Origin of the sequence: Acidovorax sp. ACV01 (genome assembly GCF_014851495.1) — a bacterium.
Lineage (GTDB): Bacteria > Pseudomonadota > Gammaproteobacteria > Burkholderiales > Burkholderiaceae_C > Acidovorax > Acidovorax radicis.
Map to the genome: position 1 here is coordinate 672,644 of NZ_JACUZT010000001.1, position 18,850 is coordinate 691,493.

Annotated in this window: 20 protein-coding genes; 10 read left to right on the plus strand and 10 right to left on the minus strand. The window is 66.9% G+C overall.

Going from position 1 to position 18,850, the window contains the following annotated elements; all coding sequences use genetic code 11:
* Positions 1 to 76 precede the first annotated feature (76 nt).
* On the minus strand, positions 77 to 1,060 hold the full coding sequence (locus IB243_RS03065; RefSeq protein WP_192424890.1) for a DMT family transporter: 984 nt from the start codon (positions 1,058 to 1,060) through the stop codon (positions 77 to 79).
* 176 nt (positions 1,061 to 1,236) lie between these two features.
* On the opposite strand from IB243_RS03065, the gene IB243_RS03070 reads away from it, so the two are divergent.
* The gene (locus IB243_RS03070; protein ID WP_192424891.1) at positions 1,237 to 2,163 is read left to right on the plus strand and encodes a LysR family transcriptional regulator; all 927 of its coding nucleotides are present in this window, start codon (positions 1,237 to 1,239) and stop codon (positions 2,161 to 2,163) included.
* Here the strand turns inward: IB243_RS03070 and IB243_RS03075 are convergent.
* Positions 2,147 to 2,908, minus strand: coding sequence for a DeoR/GlpR family DNA-binding transcription regulator (locus IB243_RS03075; protein WP_192424892.1), 762 nt, complete (start codon positions 2,906 to 2,908; stop codon positions 2,147 to 2,149). The genes IB243_RS03070 and IB243_RS03075 overlap by 17 nt on opposite strands.
* A gap of 94 nt (positions 2,909 to 3,002) precedes the next feature.
* On the opposite strand from IB243_RS03075, the gene IB243_RS03080 reads away from it, so the two are divergent.
* From IB243_RS03080 to IB243_RS03100, 5 genes are all read left to right on the plus strand, one after another.
* A complete protein-coding gene (locus IB243_RS03080) occupies positions 3,003 to 3,413 on the plus strand; it encodes a DUF4406 domain-containing protein (protein ID WP_192424893.1) in 411 nt (136 codons plus the stop codon).
* Positions 3,410 to 4,036, plus strand: coding sequence for an NUDIX domain-containing protein (locus tag IB243_RS03085; protein ID WP_192424894.1), 627 nt, complete (start codon positions 3,410 to 3,412; stop codon positions 4,034 to 4,036). The genes IB243_RS03080 and IB243_RS03085 overlap by 4 nt, the downstream gene beginning before the upstream one ends.
* A 94-nt stretch (positions 4,037 to 4,130) precedes the next feature.
* Positions 4,131 to 5,090, plus strand: coding sequence for a class I SAM-dependent methyltransferase (locus tag IB243_RS03090; RefSeq protein ID WP_192424895.1), 960 nt, complete (start codon positions 4,131 to 4,133; stop codon positions 5,088 to 5,090).
* Between the two features lie 169 nt (positions 5,091 to 5,259).
* Positions 5,260 to 5,772: an exosortase H gene (gene xrtH / locus IB243_RS03095; protein ID WP_192424897.1), complete on the plus strand. Its 513-nt coding sequence runs from the start codon at positions 5,260 to 5,262 to the stop codon at positions 5,770 to 5,772.
* Positions 5,762 to 6,397, plus strand: coding sequence for an exosortase H-associated membrane protein (locus IB243_RS03100; protein WP_192424899.1), 636 nt, complete (start codon positions 5,762 to 5,764; stop codon positions 6,395 to 6,397). The genes xrtH and IB243_RS03100 overlap by 11 nt, the downstream gene beginning before the upstream one ends.
* Positions 6,398 to 6,447: 50 nt before the next feature.
* On the opposite strand, the gene IB243_RS03105 is transcribed toward IB243_RS03100, so the two are convergent.
* Positions 6,448 to 6,843 carry a nuclear transport factor 2 family protein gene (locus IB243_RS03105; RefSeq protein WP_192424901.1) on the minus strand — a complete coding sequence of 132 codons (396 nt, stop codon included), beginning with the start codon at positions 6,841 to 6,843 and terminating at the stop codon, positions 6,448 to 6,450.
* Positions 6,844 to 7,051: 208 nt separating this feature from the next.
* Positions 7,052 to 7,519: an EVE domain-containing protein gene (locus IB243_RS03110; protein WP_192424908.1), complete on the minus strand. Its 468-nt coding sequence runs from the start codon at positions 7,517 to 7,519 to the stop codon at positions 7,052 to 7,054.
* A 355-nt stretch (positions 7,520 to 7,874) separates the two neighbouring features.
* Here IB243_RS03110 and IB243_RS03115 point away from each other — a divergent pair, with 355 nt between their 5' ends.
* Positions 7,875 to 8,984 carry a DUF3592 domain-containing protein gene (locus tag IB243_RS03115; protein WP_192424909.1) on the plus strand — a complete coding sequence of 370 codons (1,110 nt, stop codon included), beginning with the start codon at positions 7,875 to 7,877 and terminating at the stop codon, positions 8,982 to 8,984.
* A gap of 285 nt (positions 8,985 to 9,269) precedes the next feature.
* On the opposite strand, the gene alkB is transcribed toward IB243_RS03115, so the two are convergent.
* The 3 genes from alkB to ada form a co-directional block, all read right to left on the minus strand.
* Positions 9,270 to 9,923 (minus strand): DNA oxidative demethylase AlkB, encoded by a 654-nt coding sequence (gene alkB, locus IB243_RS03120; protein ID WP_192424910.1) that lies wholly within the window; start codon positions 9,921 to 9,923, stop codon positions 9,270 to 9,272.
* A gap of 90 nt (positions 9,924 to 10,013) precedes the next feature.
* The gene (locus IB243_RS03125; RefSeq protein WP_192424911.1) at positions 10,014 to 10,769 is read right to left on the minus strand and encodes a 2OG-Fe(II) oxygenase; all 756 of its coding nucleotides are present in this window, start codon (positions 10,767 to 10,769) and stop codon (positions 10,014 to 10,016) included.
* Positions 10,766 to 11,899, minus strand: a complete 1,134-nt coding sequence (gene ada, locus IB243_RS03130) for a bifunctional DNA-binding transcriptional regulator/O6-methylguanine-DNA methyltransferase Ada (protein WP_192425375.1) — start codon at positions 11,897 to 11,899, stop codon at positions 10,766 to 10,768. Before ada ends, IB243_RS03125 begins: the two co-directional genes overlap by 4 nt.
* A gap of 358 nt (positions 11,900 to 12,257) precedes the next feature.
* Here ada and IB243_RS03135 point away from each other — a divergent pair, with 358 nt between their 5' ends.
* Positions 12,258 to 12,731 carry a hypothetical protein gene (locus IB243_RS03135; protein ID WP_192424912.1) on the plus strand — a complete coding sequence of 158 codons (474 nt, stop codon included), beginning with the start codon at positions 12,258 to 12,260 and terminating at the stop codon, positions 12,729 to 12,731.
* Between the two features lie 71 nt (positions 12,732 to 12,802).
* The gene (locus IB243_RS03140) at positions 12,803 to 13,294 is read left to right on the plus strand and encodes a DUF3592 domain-containing protein (protein ID WP_225584679.1); all 492 of its coding nucleotides are present in this window, start codon (positions 12,803 to 12,805) and stop codon (positions 13,292 to 13,294) included.
* Positions 13,295 to 13,478: 184 nt separating this feature from the next.
* Here IB243_RS03140 and IB243_RS03145 read toward each other — a convergent pair whose 3' ends face one another.
* Positions 13,479 to 16,322: a DEAD/DEAH box helicase gene (locus tag IB243_RS03145; RefSeq protein WP_192424916.1), complete on the minus strand. Its 2,844-nt coding sequence runs from the start codon at positions 16,320 to 16,322 to the stop codon at positions 13,479 to 13,481.
* A 50-nt stretch (positions 16,323 to 16,372) separates the two neighbouring features.
* Positions 16,373 to 17,281 carry a DMT family transporter gene (locus IB243_RS03150; protein WP_192424918.1) on the minus strand — a complete coding sequence of 303 codons (909 nt, stop codon included), beginning with the start codon at positions 17,279 to 17,281 and terminating at the stop codon, positions 16,373 to 16,375.
* 134 nt (positions 17,282 to 17,415) lie between these two features.
* Here IB243_RS03150 and IB243_RS03155 point away from each other — a divergent pair, with 134 nt between their 5' ends.
* A complete protein-coding gene (locus IB243_RS03155; RefSeq protein WP_192424920.1) occupies positions 17,416 to 17,859 on the plus strand; it encodes an Lrp/AsnC family transcriptional regulator in 444 nt (147 codons plus the stop codon).
* A 26-nt stretch (positions 17,860 to 17,885) separates the two neighbouring features.
* Here the strand turns inward: IB243_RS03155 and IB243_RS03160 are convergent, their stop codons facing one another.
* Entirely contained in the window at positions 17,886 to 18,818 is a 933-nt protein-coding gene (locus IB243_RS03160; RefSeq protein ID WP_370540298.1) for a helix-turn-helix transcriptional regulator, read from the minus strand.
* Positions 18,819 to 18,850: the final 32 nt, after the last annotated feature.

Sequence of the window (18,850 nt, forward strand, 5' to 3'; positions counted from 1 at the left end):
CACAGGCACCTTTGCGGCCTAGGCGCTGACTGGAAGGAAGTGCGCGCCGCCCCTAGGAGCCGACCGCCGCGAGGGGTCAGGTCGGTCTGACGGTGGATTCAACGGATGCGGGCGAAGTCGATCCCTCTTTCGCTTGGAGCACCGCCGGCGCGCCGCGTTTGCTGATGAGCAGAACCCCCGCCAGCACCAGCGCGGCCCCCGCCATCTGCGGCCAGGACAGCGGCTCGTCCAGCAGCCAGCAACCAAAGAAGATCGTGAGGATGGGGCCCAGCGTGCCCACCAGCGCGGTTTGGGCTGCGCCGATGCGGCGGATGGCCGCCGATGTCATGAACACCGGCAGCACGGTGGAAAACACCGCCATGCCCAGCGCGTGCAGGTAGACCGGCGCCGGTTGCACCAGGGCGCCCATCGGTTGCGACACCACGAAGTGCAGCAGCGTCGCGCCGGTGGAGACCAGCATGGCCAGGGCGGTGAAGCGTGCAGCGCCCAGCCTGCGGATGGCGGGCTCGCTGCCGGCCTGGTAGAACGCGTACGACACCGCCGAGCCGAACACGAAGCCTGCGCCGAGGAACACGGCGCGGGTGTCGCCCGCGATCTGCAGGTCGTGCGCAAAGGCCAGGCCGATGCCGGCGTAGGACAGCAGCAGCGCCCCCATTTCGCGGCGGGATGCCCGCTTGCCCATGAAGAGCACACCGATCACGATGGTGAGCGTGGGGTAGGTGAACAGGATCAGCCGCTCCAGGCTGGCAGTGATGTACTGCAGGCCGATGAAGTCGAGGATGCTGGCGCCGTAGTAGCCCAGCAGCCCCAGCGCGACGATGGCCAGCCAGTCGCGCCCGCTCAGGGGTGCCAGATGGCGGCTGGCGCGCCAGCCGACCCAGGCGAACACCGGCACGGAAAACGCCATGCGCAGACACAACAAGGTGACCGAATCCACCGGTACCGCCTGCGGCACAGCGTAGGCCAGCTTCACAAAGATGGCCTTGAACGAAAAGCCCAGTGCCGCCAGGATGGCGAGGGCAAGACCAAGGCGTTCGGCGGACCAGTTCTTCCAGGGCATGGGGGATTTGTGCGGCAAAGCAGCGCGCTCTGATCGTGCGAGATATTCGAACGCTGTGCGTGCTTTGGATCGGCATGTAATGAATAGAGGCTGCATGGTGCCTTGGCAGGAGGGCGTGCACAATTGCCCATCCCACAACCATACGTTCGTCATAGACGAACGATGCCAGGCCGCCCTTGAACTACGACCTCACCGATCTGCGCCTCTTCGTTGCCATGGCGGAGGAGCGCAACCTCACGCGCGGCGCTGCACGCGCCTACCTGGCGCCGTCGTCCGCCAGCCACCGGCTGCGGCGGCTGGAGGAGGCGCTGAACACCACACTGTTCGAGCGCCAGACGCGGGGCCTTGCTCTCACGCGCGCGGGCGAGGCGCTGCTGCGCAATGCGCGGCAGGTGCTGGCCAGCATCGAGCAGATGCACGCCAATCTGTCGCCTTTTGCCACCGGCATCCGCGGCCATGTGAGCCTGTGGGCCAACACGCACGCCACCCACACCTTTCTGCCGGACGACCTGGCGGGTTTCTTGAAGCGGCATCCGCAGGTCAGCGTGAGCCTGGAGGAGCGCACCAGTGCAGAGATCGTGGTCGCAGTGGCCAGCGGCGAGATCGAGGTGGGTGTGCTGGCCGACAGTGGCACGGGTGCGGGTGTGGAGTTGTCACCCTACCGGCAGGACCGCCTGGTGCTCATCGTCCCGGTGGGCCATGCGCTGGCGGGGCGTGCGAAGGTGGGATTTGCGGAGGTACTCGACCACGCCTTTGTCATGCTGCACGCGGGCTCGGCCATCCATACCTTCACGATGAATGCCGCCGCCGCACTGGGCCGGCACCTGGACGTGCGCATTCAGGTGCGCAGCTTCGAGGCCGTCTGCCGCATGGTAGGGGCGGGCGTGGGGATTGGCATGGTGCCACGCGGTGCAGCCATGCAGGTGGCTGGCCTGAGCGAGCCGCCCGTGGTGGTGGAGATGGACGAACCCTGGGCACAGCGCGACTTGCAGGTCTGCGTGCGCAAGGGGGCCGAGCGCTCAGGCTTTGCCCAGACGTTGGTCGACTATTTGCGCGCAAGCGGCAGCAAGCACCGGCAGGCGGCCATCACGGCCGGGCGCTGACGACCTTGGCCCCCGCCGCCCGCAGGCTGGCGACAACCTTGCCCGGTGTGGCCGCTGGCACGACCAGCGTCGCCAGCTCCTTGAGCGCCGCAATGCCGAAGGGGGAGGCGGCTCCGAGCTTGTCGATGGAGGCCAGCACCACGGTTTCTGCGGCGCGCGCATGCAGCGTGCGCTTGACGGCGGCCTCCTCGAAATCGCCGGTGGTCAAGCCAGCGTCGGCATGCACACCCGTCACGCCCATCAGGTACAGGTCTGCGCGCAGCCTCATGGCGGCTTCGGTCACGCTGGCGCCCACGTTCACCATCGAGTGGCGGAACAGGCGGCCGCCCAGCATCAACACCTCCACCTGCAGGTGGTCCGCCAACGCCACGGCCACGCTGGGGCTGTGGGTGACCACGGTGGCGCGCAGGTCCAGCGGAAGGTGCTGCACTACCTGCAGCGATGTGGTGCCGCCATCGATGATCACCACCTGCCCAGGCTGCACCAGCGCGGCCCCGGCGCGGCCCAGCTCACGCTTTTCGTCGGTGGCAAGTTGCGCGCGCACTTGCAGGCTGCCCACGGCGGCAGAAGCGGGCAGGGCACCGCCATGCACCCGTTGCAACCGCCCTTCGGCCGCCAGTTCACGCAGGTCGCGCCGCACCGTGTCTTCGGAGATGCCCAGCTCTTCACTGAGTGCACGGGCCACGATCTGGCCGTCGTGCTGAAGCCGGTGGAGGATGAGTTGCTTGCGTTGGGTGGTGAGCATATGGGCCCGTATTGTGTGCGGATGGGTGTCAGTGGTTGCGCGAAACTGCCTGAAAGTGCATGATACTGCACGATTGTAATTTTTCGGAGAAACCATGTCCATTGCGCCCCCGGCCGACTCTCCTTGGCTCGTTTTGATCGCCGGTCCTTATCTCTCGGGCACCGCCGGCGACCCCGCCCGGATCGCCGCCAACCGCGAACGGCTTGAAGCCGCAGCGCTGCCCATCTACGAACGTGGCCATTTGCCGCTGCTGGGAGAGTGGCTGGCCCTGCCCATCATCCATGCGGCGGGCGGGCAAGAGCCTGGCGACGCGGTGTTCCACGCCTACCAATACCCCGTGGCCGAGCGGCTGCTGGCCCGCTGCGACGCCGTGTTGCGGCTGCCCGGCGCATCGCGCGGCGCAGACATGGACGTGGAGCGGGCCCGGGCGCGGGGCCTGCCCGTGGTCCACCACGTGGATGAACTTCCGATGCGGCTGGCCGCTGGCGAAGGAGCTGCCGCATGAGCCGTCCACCACCACCTCCCATCGCCGCGCAGGCAGACCATGTGCGGCTGCTGGATGTGCAACTGCTCTCCAACGACTGGTATGTGCTGCGCAAGATCACGTTTGAACTGCGCCGCCGCGACGGCCAGTGGCAGCGCCAGAGCCGCGAGGCCTACGACCGGGGCAACGGCGCCACGCTGCTGCTGTTTGACCCGCAGCGCCGCACCGTGGTGCTGACGCGGCAGTTCCGCCTGCCTGCGTTCATCAACGGAGGCGCCGACGGCTATCTGATTGAGGCCTGCGCGGGCTTGCTGGATGGCGACGACCCCGAGACCTGCATCCGCCGTGAAGCGGAAGAAGAAACCGGCTACCGCATCCGCCAGCCGCGCAAGGTGTTCGAGGCCTATATGAGCCCAGGCTCGGTCACCGAGAAAGTGCACTTTTTTGTGGCCGAGTACGCACCGCAGGACCGCATCCGCGAGGGCGGCGGCCTGGCCCAGGAAGGGGAGGACATCGAAGTCATTGAAATGCCCCTGGCCGACGCCATCGCCGGAATCCACGCGAGCACCATCCAGGACGGCAAGACGGTGATGCTGCTGTTGCATGTGGCGCTGATGCTGCAGGGGGGCGTCACAAGCGGGTAACCTCGGCACCCTCGCAACGCACGTTGGCCGGCCCCGTGGCGGCCGATGTGCCGAAGCCACTCTGCCGCAGCCCCAACACACGCCTTTGATCCCCATGCAAGCCCTGCTCGACGCCATCGCCCACATGCCTTTGCCCACGGATGCACAGCGCATCTTCCACGGCCGGGGCGGGCGCCACCCCGGTTGTGAGCAATGGACGCTGGACGCCTATCCGCCGGTCTACATGCTCACCAGCTTCCTGCCTGCGGGCGAGGACACCGAAGCCCAGCTTGCAACGGTGGGCGCTGCACTGGCCGCGCGCTGCGAGCAGCTTGCCCCCGGCCAGCCGCTGAACTGGGTGTTCCAGTGCCGCAACGAACAACTTCGCACCCAGGGCCGCACCGAGACACGGTTGATGGCGGGCGCCGTGCCCGAGCCGCATGCGGTGACGGAGTACGGCCTGACATTCAAGGTGCATGTGCTGCGCGGCCAGAACCACGGCCTGTTCCTTGACATGGCCGAAGGCCGCCGCTGGGTGGACGCCTTTGCCGCTGCACGCAGCACGGACCGCTATGGCCTCAAGGTGCTGAACCTGTTTGCCTACACCTGCGCGTTCTCGGTGGTGGCGCTGCAGGCAGGGGCCAGGCAGGTCGTCAATGTGGACATGAGCCATGGCGCCATTGCCGTGGGCCAGCAGAACCACCAGCTCAACGGCCTCACCACCGGCGCCAGCTTTCTGGCGCATGACATTTTCAGCAGCTGGGGCAAGATCACCCGCAGCGGGCCGTATGGCCTGGTCATCGTGGACCCGCCCAGCTACCAGAAGGGCAGCTTCGTGGCCACCAAGGACTACGCACGGCTGATGCGCCGCCTGCCCGACCTGCTGGCACCCGGTGGCCACGCACTGCTGTGCCTGAACGCGCCCGAGTTGGGCGTGGGCTTCCTGCAAGAGCAGATGCAGGAGCTGGCGCCTGAGCTGCAATTTGTGGAACGGGTGGCCAACCCGGCCGCGTTTGCGGACGTGGACCCGGAACGCGCCCTCAAGGTGCTGGTGTACGCCGCTCCGAATCTTTGAACAGGTTCTCAGGGCCGCTTGCCAGTGCCATTTAGGCTTTGTGGATTGCCGGTGGCTTCTGATATTCTTTGCGGCGCCTGTGTGAACAGGTCCGCATTCCCACGGCCTTGCCGCCTGCCGCATTCCTGGCGCTTTGGTGCGCGCTTCACCAGGTTCTTCTCATCGACGTATGGTCCGATTTTTTCTGATTTTCATCGCCGTATTGGCGGTCCTCTTTCGCATCGACATGCTCGATGACGTGCAACGGGTCGCCATCGAGCCCTGGACCAGCCTGCTCGCAACCGCCAGCGCGGCGCTCATGACCCCGCTCGACTCGGATGTGGCGCACCACGGCCGCATCCTGATGAGCAAGGCTACGGGTTTTGCGGTGTCCATCGAGGCGGGCTGCAACGGGGTGGAGGCGGCGATCATCCTCATCGCCGGCATGATCGCGTTTCCCTCGAACTGGAAACACAAGCTCGCCGGCATCGCCATTGGCATTGCGGCGGTGCAGGTCGTCAACCTGCTGCGCATCATCAGCCTGTATTACCTGGGCAAGTGGAACATGACCGTGTTCGAGTTTGCCCACCTGTACCTCTGGCAGGCACTCATCATGCTGGATGTGCTGGTGGTCTGGATGCTCTGGATCCGCTGGATCGCCCGACAACAACCTCCCCAACCCGCCATTCCAAATGCAGCTTAGTTCGGTCGGACGTTTCCTGCTCATTGCCATTGTCAGCCTGCTGTGCCTGATGCCGCTGTGGTACTACCTGTCGCCACAGCTCTCCAAGCCCGTGTTTTTCATGGCGGGCGAGGCGGCTTCCACCCTGTTTCACTGGGCATTGAGCTACACCCAGAAAGAAACCACGGGGGTGTTGAACACCACGCTCAAGGTGGTTTCCGTGCAAAACAGCCAGTTCAAGTCGGGCAAGCTCGCCCCCCTGGTGGACTACCGCCTGCTGGGCTACGGCATCGTGATCCTGTGGGCATTGGTGCTGGCCTCGTTTCCCCGTGGCTGGGTGCGCAAGCTGCTGATTGGTTCTGTGGCCATGCTGCCGATCCAGGCGCTCAATGTGGCCCTGCAGTGGTGCAACGATGTCTTCAACCGGGCTGGGCCCGAGGTGTTTGCGCAGACGGGGTTGCCCGGCTGGGTGGCCGACGTGGTGGCGTTTTTGTACCACTTCAATCTGTTCATCTTTACCGCGTTGGCACCCGTGATGCTCTGGCTGTTGCTGGACCGGGAGTTTCTGGCCAAGCTGCACGCCCAGGCGCGCGCGGCGGTCGCTGTGCAGCAACCACAGCAACCCGAGCCGCCCCAGCAACCCTAGTAGGCCGCCCGTTCGCGGCGCGGTGCGTGGCGGGCTCCCGGGTGGCGAGGTCAGTGCTTTTGGGCGTCCAATGGCGTTTCCGTGTGCATCACGCAGCGCCACCCGCCGTCCTTGCGCATCCAGACGGACGAGTCTGTCATTTCCTGCTGGATTTCTTCCGGCTTTCCACGGGGCGTGAGGGCCTGCCGCGCGTGGTAGGTCAGAACGGCTGTGTTTTCGTCGGGAAACAGCACGTTCATGTTGCTCAGCTCGAAGGACTTGATCACCATCGGGCCCTGTTCCGCCATCTGCCGGTAGGTGGCGTGGTCAAACTGCATGGCCCCGTGGCTGCTGACCATCAGTGCCGGCTCGTCGAGCATGGAGAGGGCAGTGTCCGTGTCCTCATCGACCATCGATTGCCAGAATCTCTTTTCCAGTTGGATGAGCTCATTGCTTGCTGTGCGCATTTCGTGCTCCTAGGTGGTGAAAGGAACCACAGTGCGCGTCGGCTGGCCTGACGGATGTCAGACGGAAAAGCAGAGGCCCGTCAGTACGTTCCTACCGGTGCGCTGCGTGCCAGGGCCCGCATCAGACTGTGTCGTCCGCACCAAGTCCACGGTGCCGGGACGAGAGGGCAGGCAGCGCCAGCCGGTGCCAAGGATAGCCCCGGCCCTTCTAGCCGCGGGGTGCCGCCGCGGGCTGCTCCAGCATCCCCAGGATCACGCTCCACTCGACGGGTTCCACCGGCGTGATCGACAGGCGGTTTCCGCGCTGCAGCACCCGCATCTGCGCCAGATCCGCGTGTTCCCGCAGCTCCGCCAGGCCGACCACCCGCGTCTTGCGCTGCGCCTGCACATCCAGCAGCAGCCAGCGGGGTGTGTCGGCGGGAGATTTGGGGTCGTAGTACGGCGACGCAGGGTCAAACTGCGTGGGGTCGGCCCGCGTGCCGCTGGCCACACGCGCAATGCCGACAATGCCTGGTTCGGGGCAGCTGGAGTGGTAGAACAGCACGCCATCACCCACCTGCATGCCGTCGCGCATGAAGTTGCGGGCCTGGTAGTTGCGCACACCGGTCCAGGGCACGGTGGCGCCCGGGGCAGACAAGGCGTCGTCGATGGAGCACTCCTCGGGTTCCGACTTCATGAGCCAAAAGCGTGGGGGGCGGGCCGGCAGGGGCGAGGGCGCCGAGGGCGGTGTTGCAGCGGGATGGGGTTGTGCCATGGCGACATTTTGGCAAACACCGCAATGTCCGGCATCCACCTGGTGCGTGCAACATGGTGGAGTTATGCTACATTTTTGGTAGCTAATGGCGCTTATCCAACAAGCGCTGGAGGCCAAATTTATCTTCAAAACATGGATCGTGCCAGGGATTGCACAGGCGAAATGTGCGCAGCAGAATCTGGCTGCAACCTCGTCTGCCTGCCAGTCCGCCAAGATAAGGTGGCCCGAGTTGGCCGTTCAGCCGGGTTCAGCGCAATGGCACCCACCCATTAAAACGATGGCAAGAAACACCTCCAAAAACACCCGCAACGAAACCCCTGTTGCCTCTGGCTCGGACCGCAAGCGGGCGGGCTCGTGGTGGTTCGGCCTGTTTGCACTGCCCTTTGCCGCGGTGGGCGTGGGCATGCTACTGCTGGGCGTGTTGCCCACCTTGTACGACTGGTCGCGCATGCAGTTCTGGCAACCGGCGCAGGCTACTCTGGTCTCTGCGCAGCTCAACACAAGCCGCAGCAGCAAGTCCACCACGTATCACGTCACGGCGCGCTACCGGTACCAAGTGGCGGGCCGCGAGTACGAAGGCGACCGCGTAGCCATCGGCAGTGGTGGGGACAATCTGGGGGACTTTCAGGAGGCGCTGGGTGAGCGGCTGGAACATGCGCTGCAGAACGGGCAGCCGGTGCCCATCTGGGTGAGTGCCTCCAACCCCGCAGAGGCCGTGATCGACCGCAGCTTGCGGCCCGGCCTGCTGGCATTCCAGATGGTGTTTGTGGTGGTGTTTGGTGGCTTTGGCGTGGGCATGCTGGTGCACCTGCTGCGGGCGCCGTCGCGGGCAGGGCGAAAAACGTCGCCGCAGCGCACCGTGGCTGGGGGCACACCCGGCAAGGTGGAACGCATTCCCGGTGGCGTGCAGATGTATTTTCCGGCGGGGCGGTGGTGGGGGCTCAAGCTGGCCCTGGGGTTGGTCGGGTGTGTGTTTCTGGCCGTGGGCCTGCTCGTGCCCTGGGAACAGGAGGCCCAGGTGGATGTGGCGCCCTGGCTGTTCCGACTGCTTTTTGGGGGCATGGGTGGGGCGGTGCTGATCAGCAGCTTTTATGCGCTGGCCAACAGCCTGCGGGTGCGGCTGGACCACGGCGGCCTGCGCACCGAGCGGCGCCTGCTGGGCCTGATGCTGCAATGGCACCAGGTCCCCGCACACGACATCGCCCGGCTGAACGTGGTGGAGAGCTACGCGGTGGAGACCAATGGCCGGCGCCAGGTGTATTTCCGCATCGAGGCTGCACTGCGCAACGGCAAAAAGATCACCATCGCCCAGGACCTGCAAGGGCGCGCGGAGGCCGACCGCATGCTGGCGTCCATCGGCGGCTGGACGGGCTACCCCATCCGCTGAAGTTCACCGCCCTTAGAACCTGTTCCAGATCTTTTCAGGGCCGCACAAGTGCCTTGCCGGGATGGGATGCAAGGCGCGGGGTGCAGCCAATAGCTCGGCTATTGGCAAGCGTCGCAACACAGCAGACCGCCCGACAAGGCACTTGCCCGAAGGGTTGGAGTGAAATCGGGCGATTGGAAGCCCCGGCTGCTTGCATGGGCACGAGCCCATGCGGCGCATCCGAAGCATCCACGTCCATCACGATGGCACTCCAATGCGATCCCCGAAAAGATTTTGAACAGGTTCTTAGCCCGCCTTGCGAAACGTGAGGTTGATGCGGTGCGCGCCTGTCAGCGGGTGCGCGCCTTCGGGCAAGGGCAGCACGCCGTGAAACCGCAGCCGTGCCGGGCCGCCCCACACCACCACATCGCCGTGCACCAGCGCAATGCGCCGTGCCTTGTCGGCCCGCTGGGCACCGCCCCACAGGAACACGGCCGGAATGCCCAGCGACACGGACACGATGGGGTGCGCATAGTTGCCCTCGTCCCGGTCCTGGTGCAGCGACAGCCGGGTGCCGGGCGCATAGCGGTTGACCAGGCAGGCATCGGGCGCAAAGCCAGGGAAGCCTGCTGCCGCAGCAGCATCAAGCGCCATCTGGCGAAACAGCGGTGGCATGGCTGGCCAGGGCTGGCCGCTGTCGGGGTCGGTGGGGTCGTAGCGGTAGCCGCTGCGGTCGCTGACCCAACCCAATTTTCCGCAGTTGGTCATGGTCACCGACATGCGCAGGCCACCGGGCGTGATGAGGTGCCTGAAGGGCGCCTGGGCCGTGACCTGCTGCACAGCCGCAAGCAGGTCGGCCGCCTGCGCGAGCGCAAAACCGCGCAGCACCATGGCGCCGGGCTCCAGCACTTCTGGCGGCTGAATGGGTTGGGGTGGATCGTCGAAAAGACTGAGGCTCATAAAGGTGGCAATCCATGGCGGCAGTGTTGCCCGCAGCCGTCGCCACTGGCGTCCCCGGAGGGGAAGGCGCGAAGCGGCACAGGGGGAACATCATTCAGCATCGTGAAAGATCACGCCCAGCGTGTGCCGCTGCCCGCTGCGCAAACGGCTCACGCCATGGCGCATCTGCACGCGGTAGGGCCCACGTGTGCCTTGAACGGGACGGTGGTGTACGGCAAACACCACGGCGTCACCGCGCTGCAGTGGCACCACCTCGGCCCGCGACTGCATGCGCGGGCGCTGCTCGGTCAGCACGAACTCACCGCCGGTGAAGTCGCGCCCTGGCTCCGACAGCAGAATCGCCACCTGCAGCGGGAACACATGCTCGCCATACAGGTCCTGGTGCAGGCAGTTGTAGTCGCCAGCGGCGTACTGCAGCAGCAGCGGGGTGGGGCGCACCTGGCCTGCGGCGTGGCAGCGGGCGATGAAGTCGGCATGGTGCGTGGGGTAGCGCACATCGATGCCCATGGCCGTGTTCCACTGGTTGGCGATGGGCGCCAGGTGCGGGTACAGCGTCTCGCGCAGCCCGGCGACCAGGCTGGGCAGGGGGTAGCTGAAGTACCGGTATTCGCCCTGGCCGAATCCGTGGCGCTGCATCACCACGCGGCTGCGGAAGGTGCTCTCATCCGTGTTGCCGTACAGGCGGGCCAGCGCGGCGCATTCGGTGGCGCTGAGCAGTTGCGGCAGTACCGCGTTGCCTTGCTGGCGCAGGGCCTCGGTGGTTGTTGACCAGTCGATGGCAGCCGCACGCTGCGCCCAGTCGTCGTTCTTCAGACCGGGCTGGTGGGACAGCGGGACAGCGCTCATGCCACCTTCTCCGCCAGCGGTTGTGCGGGCTCTGGCGCGGCTTCACGCGTCAGCAGCGCACGTTTGCGCTCCACGCCCCAACGGTAGCCCGACAGCGCACCATCGCTTTTCACCACCCTGTGGCAGGGAATGGCCACCGCCAGCGCATTGGCCGCACAGGCCTGCGCCACGGCCCGCACGGCGGTGGGCGCGCCGATGCGCTGGGCCACCTCGGCATAGCTGGCGGTCTGCCCCGGGGGAATGGTTTGCAGCGCCTGCCACACCCGCTGCTGAAACACCGTGCCGCGCACATCCAGCGGCAGGTTCAGCCCCAGGCCCGGGGCCTCGACAAACGCCACCACCTGCGCCACCAGGGCTTCAAACGCGGCATCGCCGCCGATCAGGTTGGCGTGCGCAAACCGGTCCTGCAGGTCGCGCGCCAGGGTGTCGGCATCGTCCCCCAGCAAGATCGCGCAGATGCCCCGGTCGCTTTGCGCCACCAAGATGGCACCCAGCGAGCACTGGCCAATGGCAAACCGGATGTCCTGCGCCGCACCGCCTGCACGGTAGTGGCTGGGCGTCATCCCCAGTACCTGGGCCGACTGTTCGTAAAAGCGGCTGCTGGACTGGTAGCCCGCGCCGTAGATCGCATCCGTCACCGAGGCCGTGGGCTGCTCGCCGAGCGCGCTGCGCAGGCGCTGCGCGCGCTGGGCGGCTGCATAGGCCTTGGGCGTGAGGCCCGTGGCCTGCTTGAAGATGCGGTGCAGGTGCGATGCGCTCAGGCCCACTTGCGCGGCCAGCGCATCGAGGGTGGGCGCACCGTCCGCCGCAGCGCCTTCGATGATGCGGCAGGCTTCGGTGACCAGCGCGGCATGGTGCGACAGCGCCGTGGGCTGATGGGGCCTGCAGCGCTGGCAGGGGCGAAAGCCGGCTGCTTCAGCCTCCGCGCAGCTGGCATGGAACCGCACGTTCTCGGGCCGGGGGGGGCGCGCCGCGCAACTGGGGCGGCAGTACACACCCGTGGTCTGCACCGAATACCAGAAGCGGCCGTCCGCCGCCGCGCTGCGCGCCACCACCGCCGCCCAGCGCGGGTCGGTCTGGGTGGCGGCGGCTTGTGCAGCCTTGGCGGAGGGGGTGGCACGGCTGGGCATGGCGGTGAAAGGTTGGGCCAGGGCGTTGGCGCTGCGGTGGAGGGTGTCCAGGTTCATGGTGGATGGCTCACAAGGTGGATTGCGATGCCATGCACTCTAGGGATGGGGTGGGCGGGGCGCACTCCGAAGCTTGCTTTTGAATTTTGCGCCAAGCCACCGAGGTGTGCCGAGTGCGGGTTTGCTCTCTATTTGATAGCTGCTAGCGCATGAATATCGTGCGCAGGAGGCCAAAAACAGTGAAAAATCTCCCAGTCGGCGTGGGGAATTGATCGCGCCCCCATCTTTTAGACTGCACGCGGTTTGCCGCCAGCGCCCACACCACCAAAACAAAGCCCATCGCTCGGGAGGAGATTCATTGATGCCACACGTCCGCCGCACACGCACGGCAGGGTTCCGCAAGGCCTTGTTGCTGGCCTTGTTCGCCTCCACCGTGGGCATGGGGTCGGCCGCCTGGGCCGCCGATCCACAGGCCACCCACCCTCTGGTGGGCCGCTGGAAGGTGGCCAGCATCAACGGCGCGCCGCCGCCGAAGTTCCTGGCCGGCCAGGTGCTGGCAATCCAGGCCGATGCCCAGGTCATTAACCTCGACCTGACAACATCCGGTGGCGCCGCAGCCTCTGAGGGCGCTGTGCAGAAAGCCCTGCGCGATGCGCTGACGCGCGGCACATGGCGTGCGGATAAGGCGCGGTTTTATGTGTCGAACAGCCCGCGCCGTGACGCGGGCAGCGCCTACGCCATCACCCAGCAGGGCAAGGTGTTGAGCCTGGACCCGGACCCGTATTTTTCGAATGCAGACGTGCCCTCCAAGGCCACGTATGAGCGCCTGCCGTGACACGCGCTGCAACCTCCCGACGCGCGGCACCAAGGCGCGAAAAGCTGCCGGGAGGTATTTGGGTACTTGCCTTGTTCGCCGTGCCCTTTGCTGCAGCGGGCATTGCCATATTTTTGTTCATGGTGGCCCCTGCCATCTATGACTGGGCGCGCATGCAAAGCTGGCAACCGGTAGCTGCGCAGGTTGAATCGGCCACGCTGCAGAGCCACCGCGGGAGCAAAGGAGGCGCTACGCACAGCGTTTCAGTGCGCTATCGCTACGAGGTGGGCGGCGTGACCTACACCGGGCAGCGCGCAGCCATTCACGAACGGCCCGACAACATCGGCAGCTTTCAAGAGCAACTGGGCCGACGGCTAAAGGGCGCACAGCGCACGGGCACGCCGGTGTTGGTGTGGGTGAACCCCACGCGCCCCACCGAGTCGATTGCTGACCGCAGCCTGCGGCCAGGCCTGGTGGGTTTGGCGCTGGGTATTGCGGTGTTGATTGGCGGTGTGGGGTTGCTGGTGCTGACCGCGGTAGTGCGCAAGGTGTGGGGCGGGTTGCGGGCTTCTGCGGCGTTGTGAGCCTGCGGGGCGAGAAGCGTTGGCCACCCGCTGGGTGAGGTGGCTGAGCCGTCGCTGAAACGGCCTCTCAGCACCGCGACCAGGGATCTTCCGCGTCGGCGCTTCATCGCTTGTAGTAAAGATAAATGCTATTACAAATATAGCTAATAGCGCTTTCTGGATAGGCGCTAGCGGCCAAAAACAATTAAATTTCAGGCGGCTGCAATGGCCGGGGCCGCCGTTTGCCCGTGCCGCCCCAGCGCAGCGCGTCTTCGCCCGGAATGCCCAGCGGGTTGTTGGCTGGTTCGGTGAGTGGCGCCAGCAGGGCGTGCAGGTCGGCCTCGCTGAATTTGACCGCGCCTTCGGCGTCATGGCCCAGCACGCCCTGGGCCAGCGCGGCCTTGCGGGCTTGCAGCTCCAGCATGCGTTCTTCGATGCTGCCTTCCACCACCAGCTTGTAGACAAACACGGGCTGGTCCTGCCCGATGCGGTGGGCGCGGGCGGTGGCCTGCTCTTCCACGGCGGGGTTCCACCAGGGGTCGAGGTGGATCACGGTGTCGGCGGCGGTGAGGTTCAGGCCGAGGCCCCCGGCCTTGAGGCTGACGAGCAGGATGGGGGCGCTGGTCTCGTCCCTTGCCTGGAACTGCCGCACCACCGCGCCGCGCTGGCGGGGCGGTGTCTGGCCTGTGAGGGTGAGGTAGGGCAGGGCCAGGGTGTCGAGCAGCTCGGCCGCCAGCGCGAGCATTTCGGTGAATTGGGAGAACACCAGCACGCGGCGCCCTTCGTCGACCAGGGCGGGCAGCATGTCGGCCAGCAGTTCGAGCTTGGCGCGCTCCATCGTCTGCGCCGTTTTTGTGGTGCCTTTGACCAATCTGGGGTCGCAGCAGACCTGGCGCAGCTTGAGCAGGGCGTCGAGGATGGTGATCTGCGCGCCGTCGAAGCTCTGGCGCTCGAGCGCGCGGCGCACCTGCTTGTCGGCCGTGGTGCGCACGGCCTCGTACAGCTCGCGCTGCCTGCCTTGCAACTGCACGCGCTGGATGACCTCGGTGCGCGGCGGCAGCTCAGTGGCCACGTCCTGCTTGCGGCGGCGCAGGATGAAGGGGCGCACGCGCTGCGACAGGAGCTGGGCGCGCAGGGTTTCACCGTTTTCCTCGATGGGCTTGCGCCAGCGGGCGTTGAAGCTGCGCACATCGCCCAGAAAGCCGGGCATCAAAAAGTCGAACTGGGCCCACAGCTCGCCCAGGTGGTTTTCGAGCGGCGTGCCCGTCAGGCACAGCAGGTGCGGAGCCTGCAGCTTGCGCAAGGCGCGGGCGCTGCGGCTGCCGGCGTTTTTCACCATCTGCGCTTCGTCCAGGATCAGCAGATGGAACGGCTGTGCGGCCAGCGCCTCCACGTCGCGCCAGAGCAGCGGGTAGGTGGTCAGCACCAGGTCGTGGTCGGCCATCTGCAGATAGCGCTGGCCTCGGCTGGCGCCATGCAGTGCCAGCACGCGCAGGCCGGGGGCCATGCGCGCGGCCTCGGCCTGCCAGTTGAAGAGCAGCGAGGTGGGCAGCACCACGAGGGCCGGGCGGGTGAGGCGCCCGGCCTCCTTTTCGAGCAGTACGTGGGCCAGCGCCTGCGCGGTTTTGCCCAGGCCCATGTCGTCGGCCAGGATGCCGCCCAGCCCCTGGGCGCGCAGATACTGCAACCAGGCCAGGCCTTCCAGTTGATAGGGGCGCAGTTGCACCTGCAAACCCTGCGGTGCGGCCACGGGCTGGGGCGTGCCGATGGTGCGCAGGCGCCGGGCCAGCTGCGCCAGGCCCAGATCACCCTGCAACTGCCAATCGTTGTTCCAGCCATTGACCGTGCCCACGCGGTGGGCCAGCACCAGCCCGGCACGCAGTGCCTCGATACGGCGGGCCTCCCACGCACCCAGGTGCAGCGGGTCGCCGTCCTTGCGCTGGTTGCGGGTCGGGTCGGTCAGCAGATCGACCATGGCCCCCACGATGGCTTTGAGCGGCCCGGCGGGCGCGTCGATGCGTTTGCCGCCCGGGGCGCGCAGCGAAATGATGGCAATGTCGTCAATGGCGGCCATCTGCCGGGCATTGAGCCAGCGCGCGTCGCGGCGCAGCAGGTCGGCCAGCATGGGGGCCAGGTCCAGCGTTTCGCCGTCGATCTCGATACCCAGGCTGAGCAACCAGGCGCCTTCGCGCTCGGGCAGCTGCAGTTTTTGCACGGGGCGCTCGCGTGGGCCGAGTGGGCCATCCACTTCCTTGCCCAGCAGTTCGCCGGTGTCGGGGGCGATGTGCAGCTTCCAGCGCAACACGGGCACGCTTTCGTGCGCAAAGCCGGGCTGCACCACCACGCTCCAGCCTCTGGCGCGGAGTTTGGGGATCTGTTCGGCCCAGAAGTCGCCAAAGAAGGCCTCCTGCGCCAGCGTCCACAGCGGGCCCAGGCTGGCTGCGGCATCGCGGTTGCGCCATTGCAGCGAGCGGGCGTCCACGGGCAGCAGGCCCAGGTCCCACACCAGGTCCATGGCGTCCGACTCGGCCGCCACATCGCGCTGCATGCGCACCACGGGACCGCCGGTGTCGTACAGGTCCTGCAGCGGGGCGGGGCGCGAGTTGAGGATGGACGTGGGCGCAGGCGCCTGCCAGGCGATGGCGCCTGGGAGTGTGTCGTCGGTGCGGTAGGTCCAGTCGATCTGGGCCAGCGTCACGCTGTCGCCGCGCGGCCCCATCTTGCCCTGGGGCTTGAGGCCCAGCAGGCCGTCGCCCCGGCCCAGCGTCATCAGCGTGATGCGCGGGCGGAAGTGCCCGGTGGCGATGCCGGGCGGTGGCGCGGTGCGCCCGGCCGGCGGCGGGGCGGTCTCTGTGTCGGTCTCGTCGCCCCGCATCAGCGCCATCACGCGCGCGGCCTCGGCGTCCGTCAGCGGGGGCAGGGCCTTCAGCGCTACTGCATTGGCCTGGCGGCGCAGGGCGGTCACCCAGGCGGCGATCACCGCCTGGCGGTCGGATCGCGGCGGTGCGGGCGGCTCGGCGGGGGAAGGGAGGTCACCGGGGTGTGTCACTGGCCGGTGATTGTGCCGTGCCCGTGGGCTGGGCCTGGCGGGATGCGGCGCTATTTGGCCCCTTGTGCCGCCGGTTGTGCGGCGGTCGTCGCCCGGGGCCGGCTGCCTTGCAGGTGCATGGCGGCCGCAGCGAGCAGGATGGCGGCGGCTCCCAGCCACTGGGCAGGCTGCAGCCGGTGACCAAACGCGACAAAGTCCACGCCAATCGCCACCACTGGATAGATGAAGGACAGCGCGCCCTGCAGGTAGGTGGGCAGCTTCTGCACCGCGCCGTACAGCAGGATGTACATGAGGCCCGTGTGCACCACGCCCACCGTGACCAGCAGCAGCCAGGTGCGGGCATCCTGCGGTGGCGTGCCCAGGTTGGCAAACGGCGCCAGCAGGAGCACGCCCACGCAGACCTGGACCAGGGCGATGAGGTGGGGCGGCGTGCCGGTGAGCCGCTTGGCGATCACCGAGGCTATGGCCCAGAAGAAGGCCGCCCCGAGCGCCATGGCGATGCCCAGCGCATAGTGTGTGCCACCCTGGCTCGCGCCGGGCCGGGCCTGCACGATGAGCAGCATGCCGCCGAATGCCAGGGCCAGCCAGCCGAGCTTGGCCGGGGTGATGCGCTCGCCAAAGAGCAGGGCGCCAAACACCACCAGCATGAAGGGCTGGGTGTTGTAGACCGCCGTGGCGATCGAAATGGAAGCGTGCGAATACGCCCCAAACAGCAGCAGCCAGTTGGTGACGATGGCCACGCCCCCCAGGGCCGCCCACACTGCCGTGCGCCAGGTCAACACGCCGCGCAGCAGGCCCATGGCGGCGCACACGGCCGCCAGCGTGGCCGCGCCGAACACGCAGCGCCAGAACACCACGTTCAGTGCTGGCAGGCCGGATTCCACGACAAACCAGCCGATGGTGCCCGATATGGCCATGGCGGTGCCCATCTCCAGCGTGCCTTGCGTCTTCTTGTCCATGGGGTCACTCCATCCGTGAGTTGATGGAATGACTATAGGAAAACGGGCCTGTGCGTGGAATGGATGAAGAAAGGCATTTATTCAGTAAACCCTCATAATCTGAGGCAACCATTGACTTTGAGGAGCTGCTTGCCATGGATTCCATCGACCAGGCCATCCTGACCGTGCTGCACCAGGACTCCCGCACTTCACTCAAGGTGCTGGGCGAACGTGTGGGCCTGTCGTCGCCCAGCGTGTCCGAGCGGCTGCGGCGGCTCGAGGAGCGCGGGGTGGTCCGCGCGTTCACGGTGGACATCGAACCGCGCGCTCTGGGCTATCAGCTGCAGGCCATCGTGCGTATCAAGCCGCTGCCGGGCCAGCTGGCGGCGGTGGAGAAGTTGATCCAGGAGACGCCGGAGTTCTGCGAGTGCGACAAGGTCACCGGCGACGACTGCTTTGTCGCCCGGGTGTATGTGCGTTCCATCGAGCAGCTCGACGGCGTGCTGGACCGCATTGCCGACAAGGCGCAGACGAGCACTGCCATCGTGAAGGCGCAGACCATCCGGCGGCGACCACCGCCATGGTTGCCGGGCGTCTGAGATTGTGAGAGCGGGGGAGGCCCTTTCTATCCGCCCAGCACCCGCGCAAACAGCTCGTTGCGAAAGTGGATGCCCAGGCGCGCAAAGGCGCGGTTGCGGTAGGTCTTGACGGTGGGCACGCTCAGGCCCAGATCGCTGGCGATGCCCTCGTGCGTCATGCCCTGCAGCAGCCGGGCGCACACGTCCAGTTCGCGGTCGGTCAGCTCGGACTGCAGGCGCATCAGGCGCATGCGGAGCACCGGCAGCCCATCGGCGGCCAGCGGGGCGAGTGCGGCGCCGGCTGGCAGGAGTGCGGGGGCGCCCGATGTATTCACGGTCAACGTTGCCGGGCCTGGGCGGCTGTCCTCTGTTCGCCAGGCAGCCGTGGCAGCAGGTGGAAACGGGTGCGACAGAACAATGTGTTTGCGCGTGAGGGCCAGCAGCACGGGCGCCACGGACTCGAACGCGCCGATCTGCCGGTCGCTGAACGCCCGCTGGTGCTGGTGGCGGTAGAAGTTGACGGCGAACACCGAGCCATCGCTTTCGTATTCGACCACCGACACACGCTCGGCCACGCCGTGGGCCTCATACACCCGGGCACGGTGTTCGCCCTCCACCTCGGTGGCCGTGACGTGGCACAGCCGCGTCTCGGGCTGGGCAAACGGCGCTTCATCAAAAGCCCGGCCCCAGGTGCTATCGCTGCGGTAGGGGCCCGACAGATAGGCCCACCAACAGTCCTGCGTGGTGTCGGGCACGCCCCGGCTGGCCGACATGAACAGCGTGGGCTTGCAGCGGTGGCCTGTGCGGTACACCGACCACGATGCCGCAGGCAACACGGGCTCCAGGTCCTGCAGCAGCCCGGTTGCAAAGCCATTGCCGCCCAGGCGGTGGACCATGCTCGCCAGGGTTTCGCTGGCGGGGTTTTGCAGCACCTGTCGGCCGGGTGCTTTCTGCAGGGAAGGGGGGAGCCACTGCCGCATGGGAAAAGTCGGAAATTGGAGTGTTCGTTGCC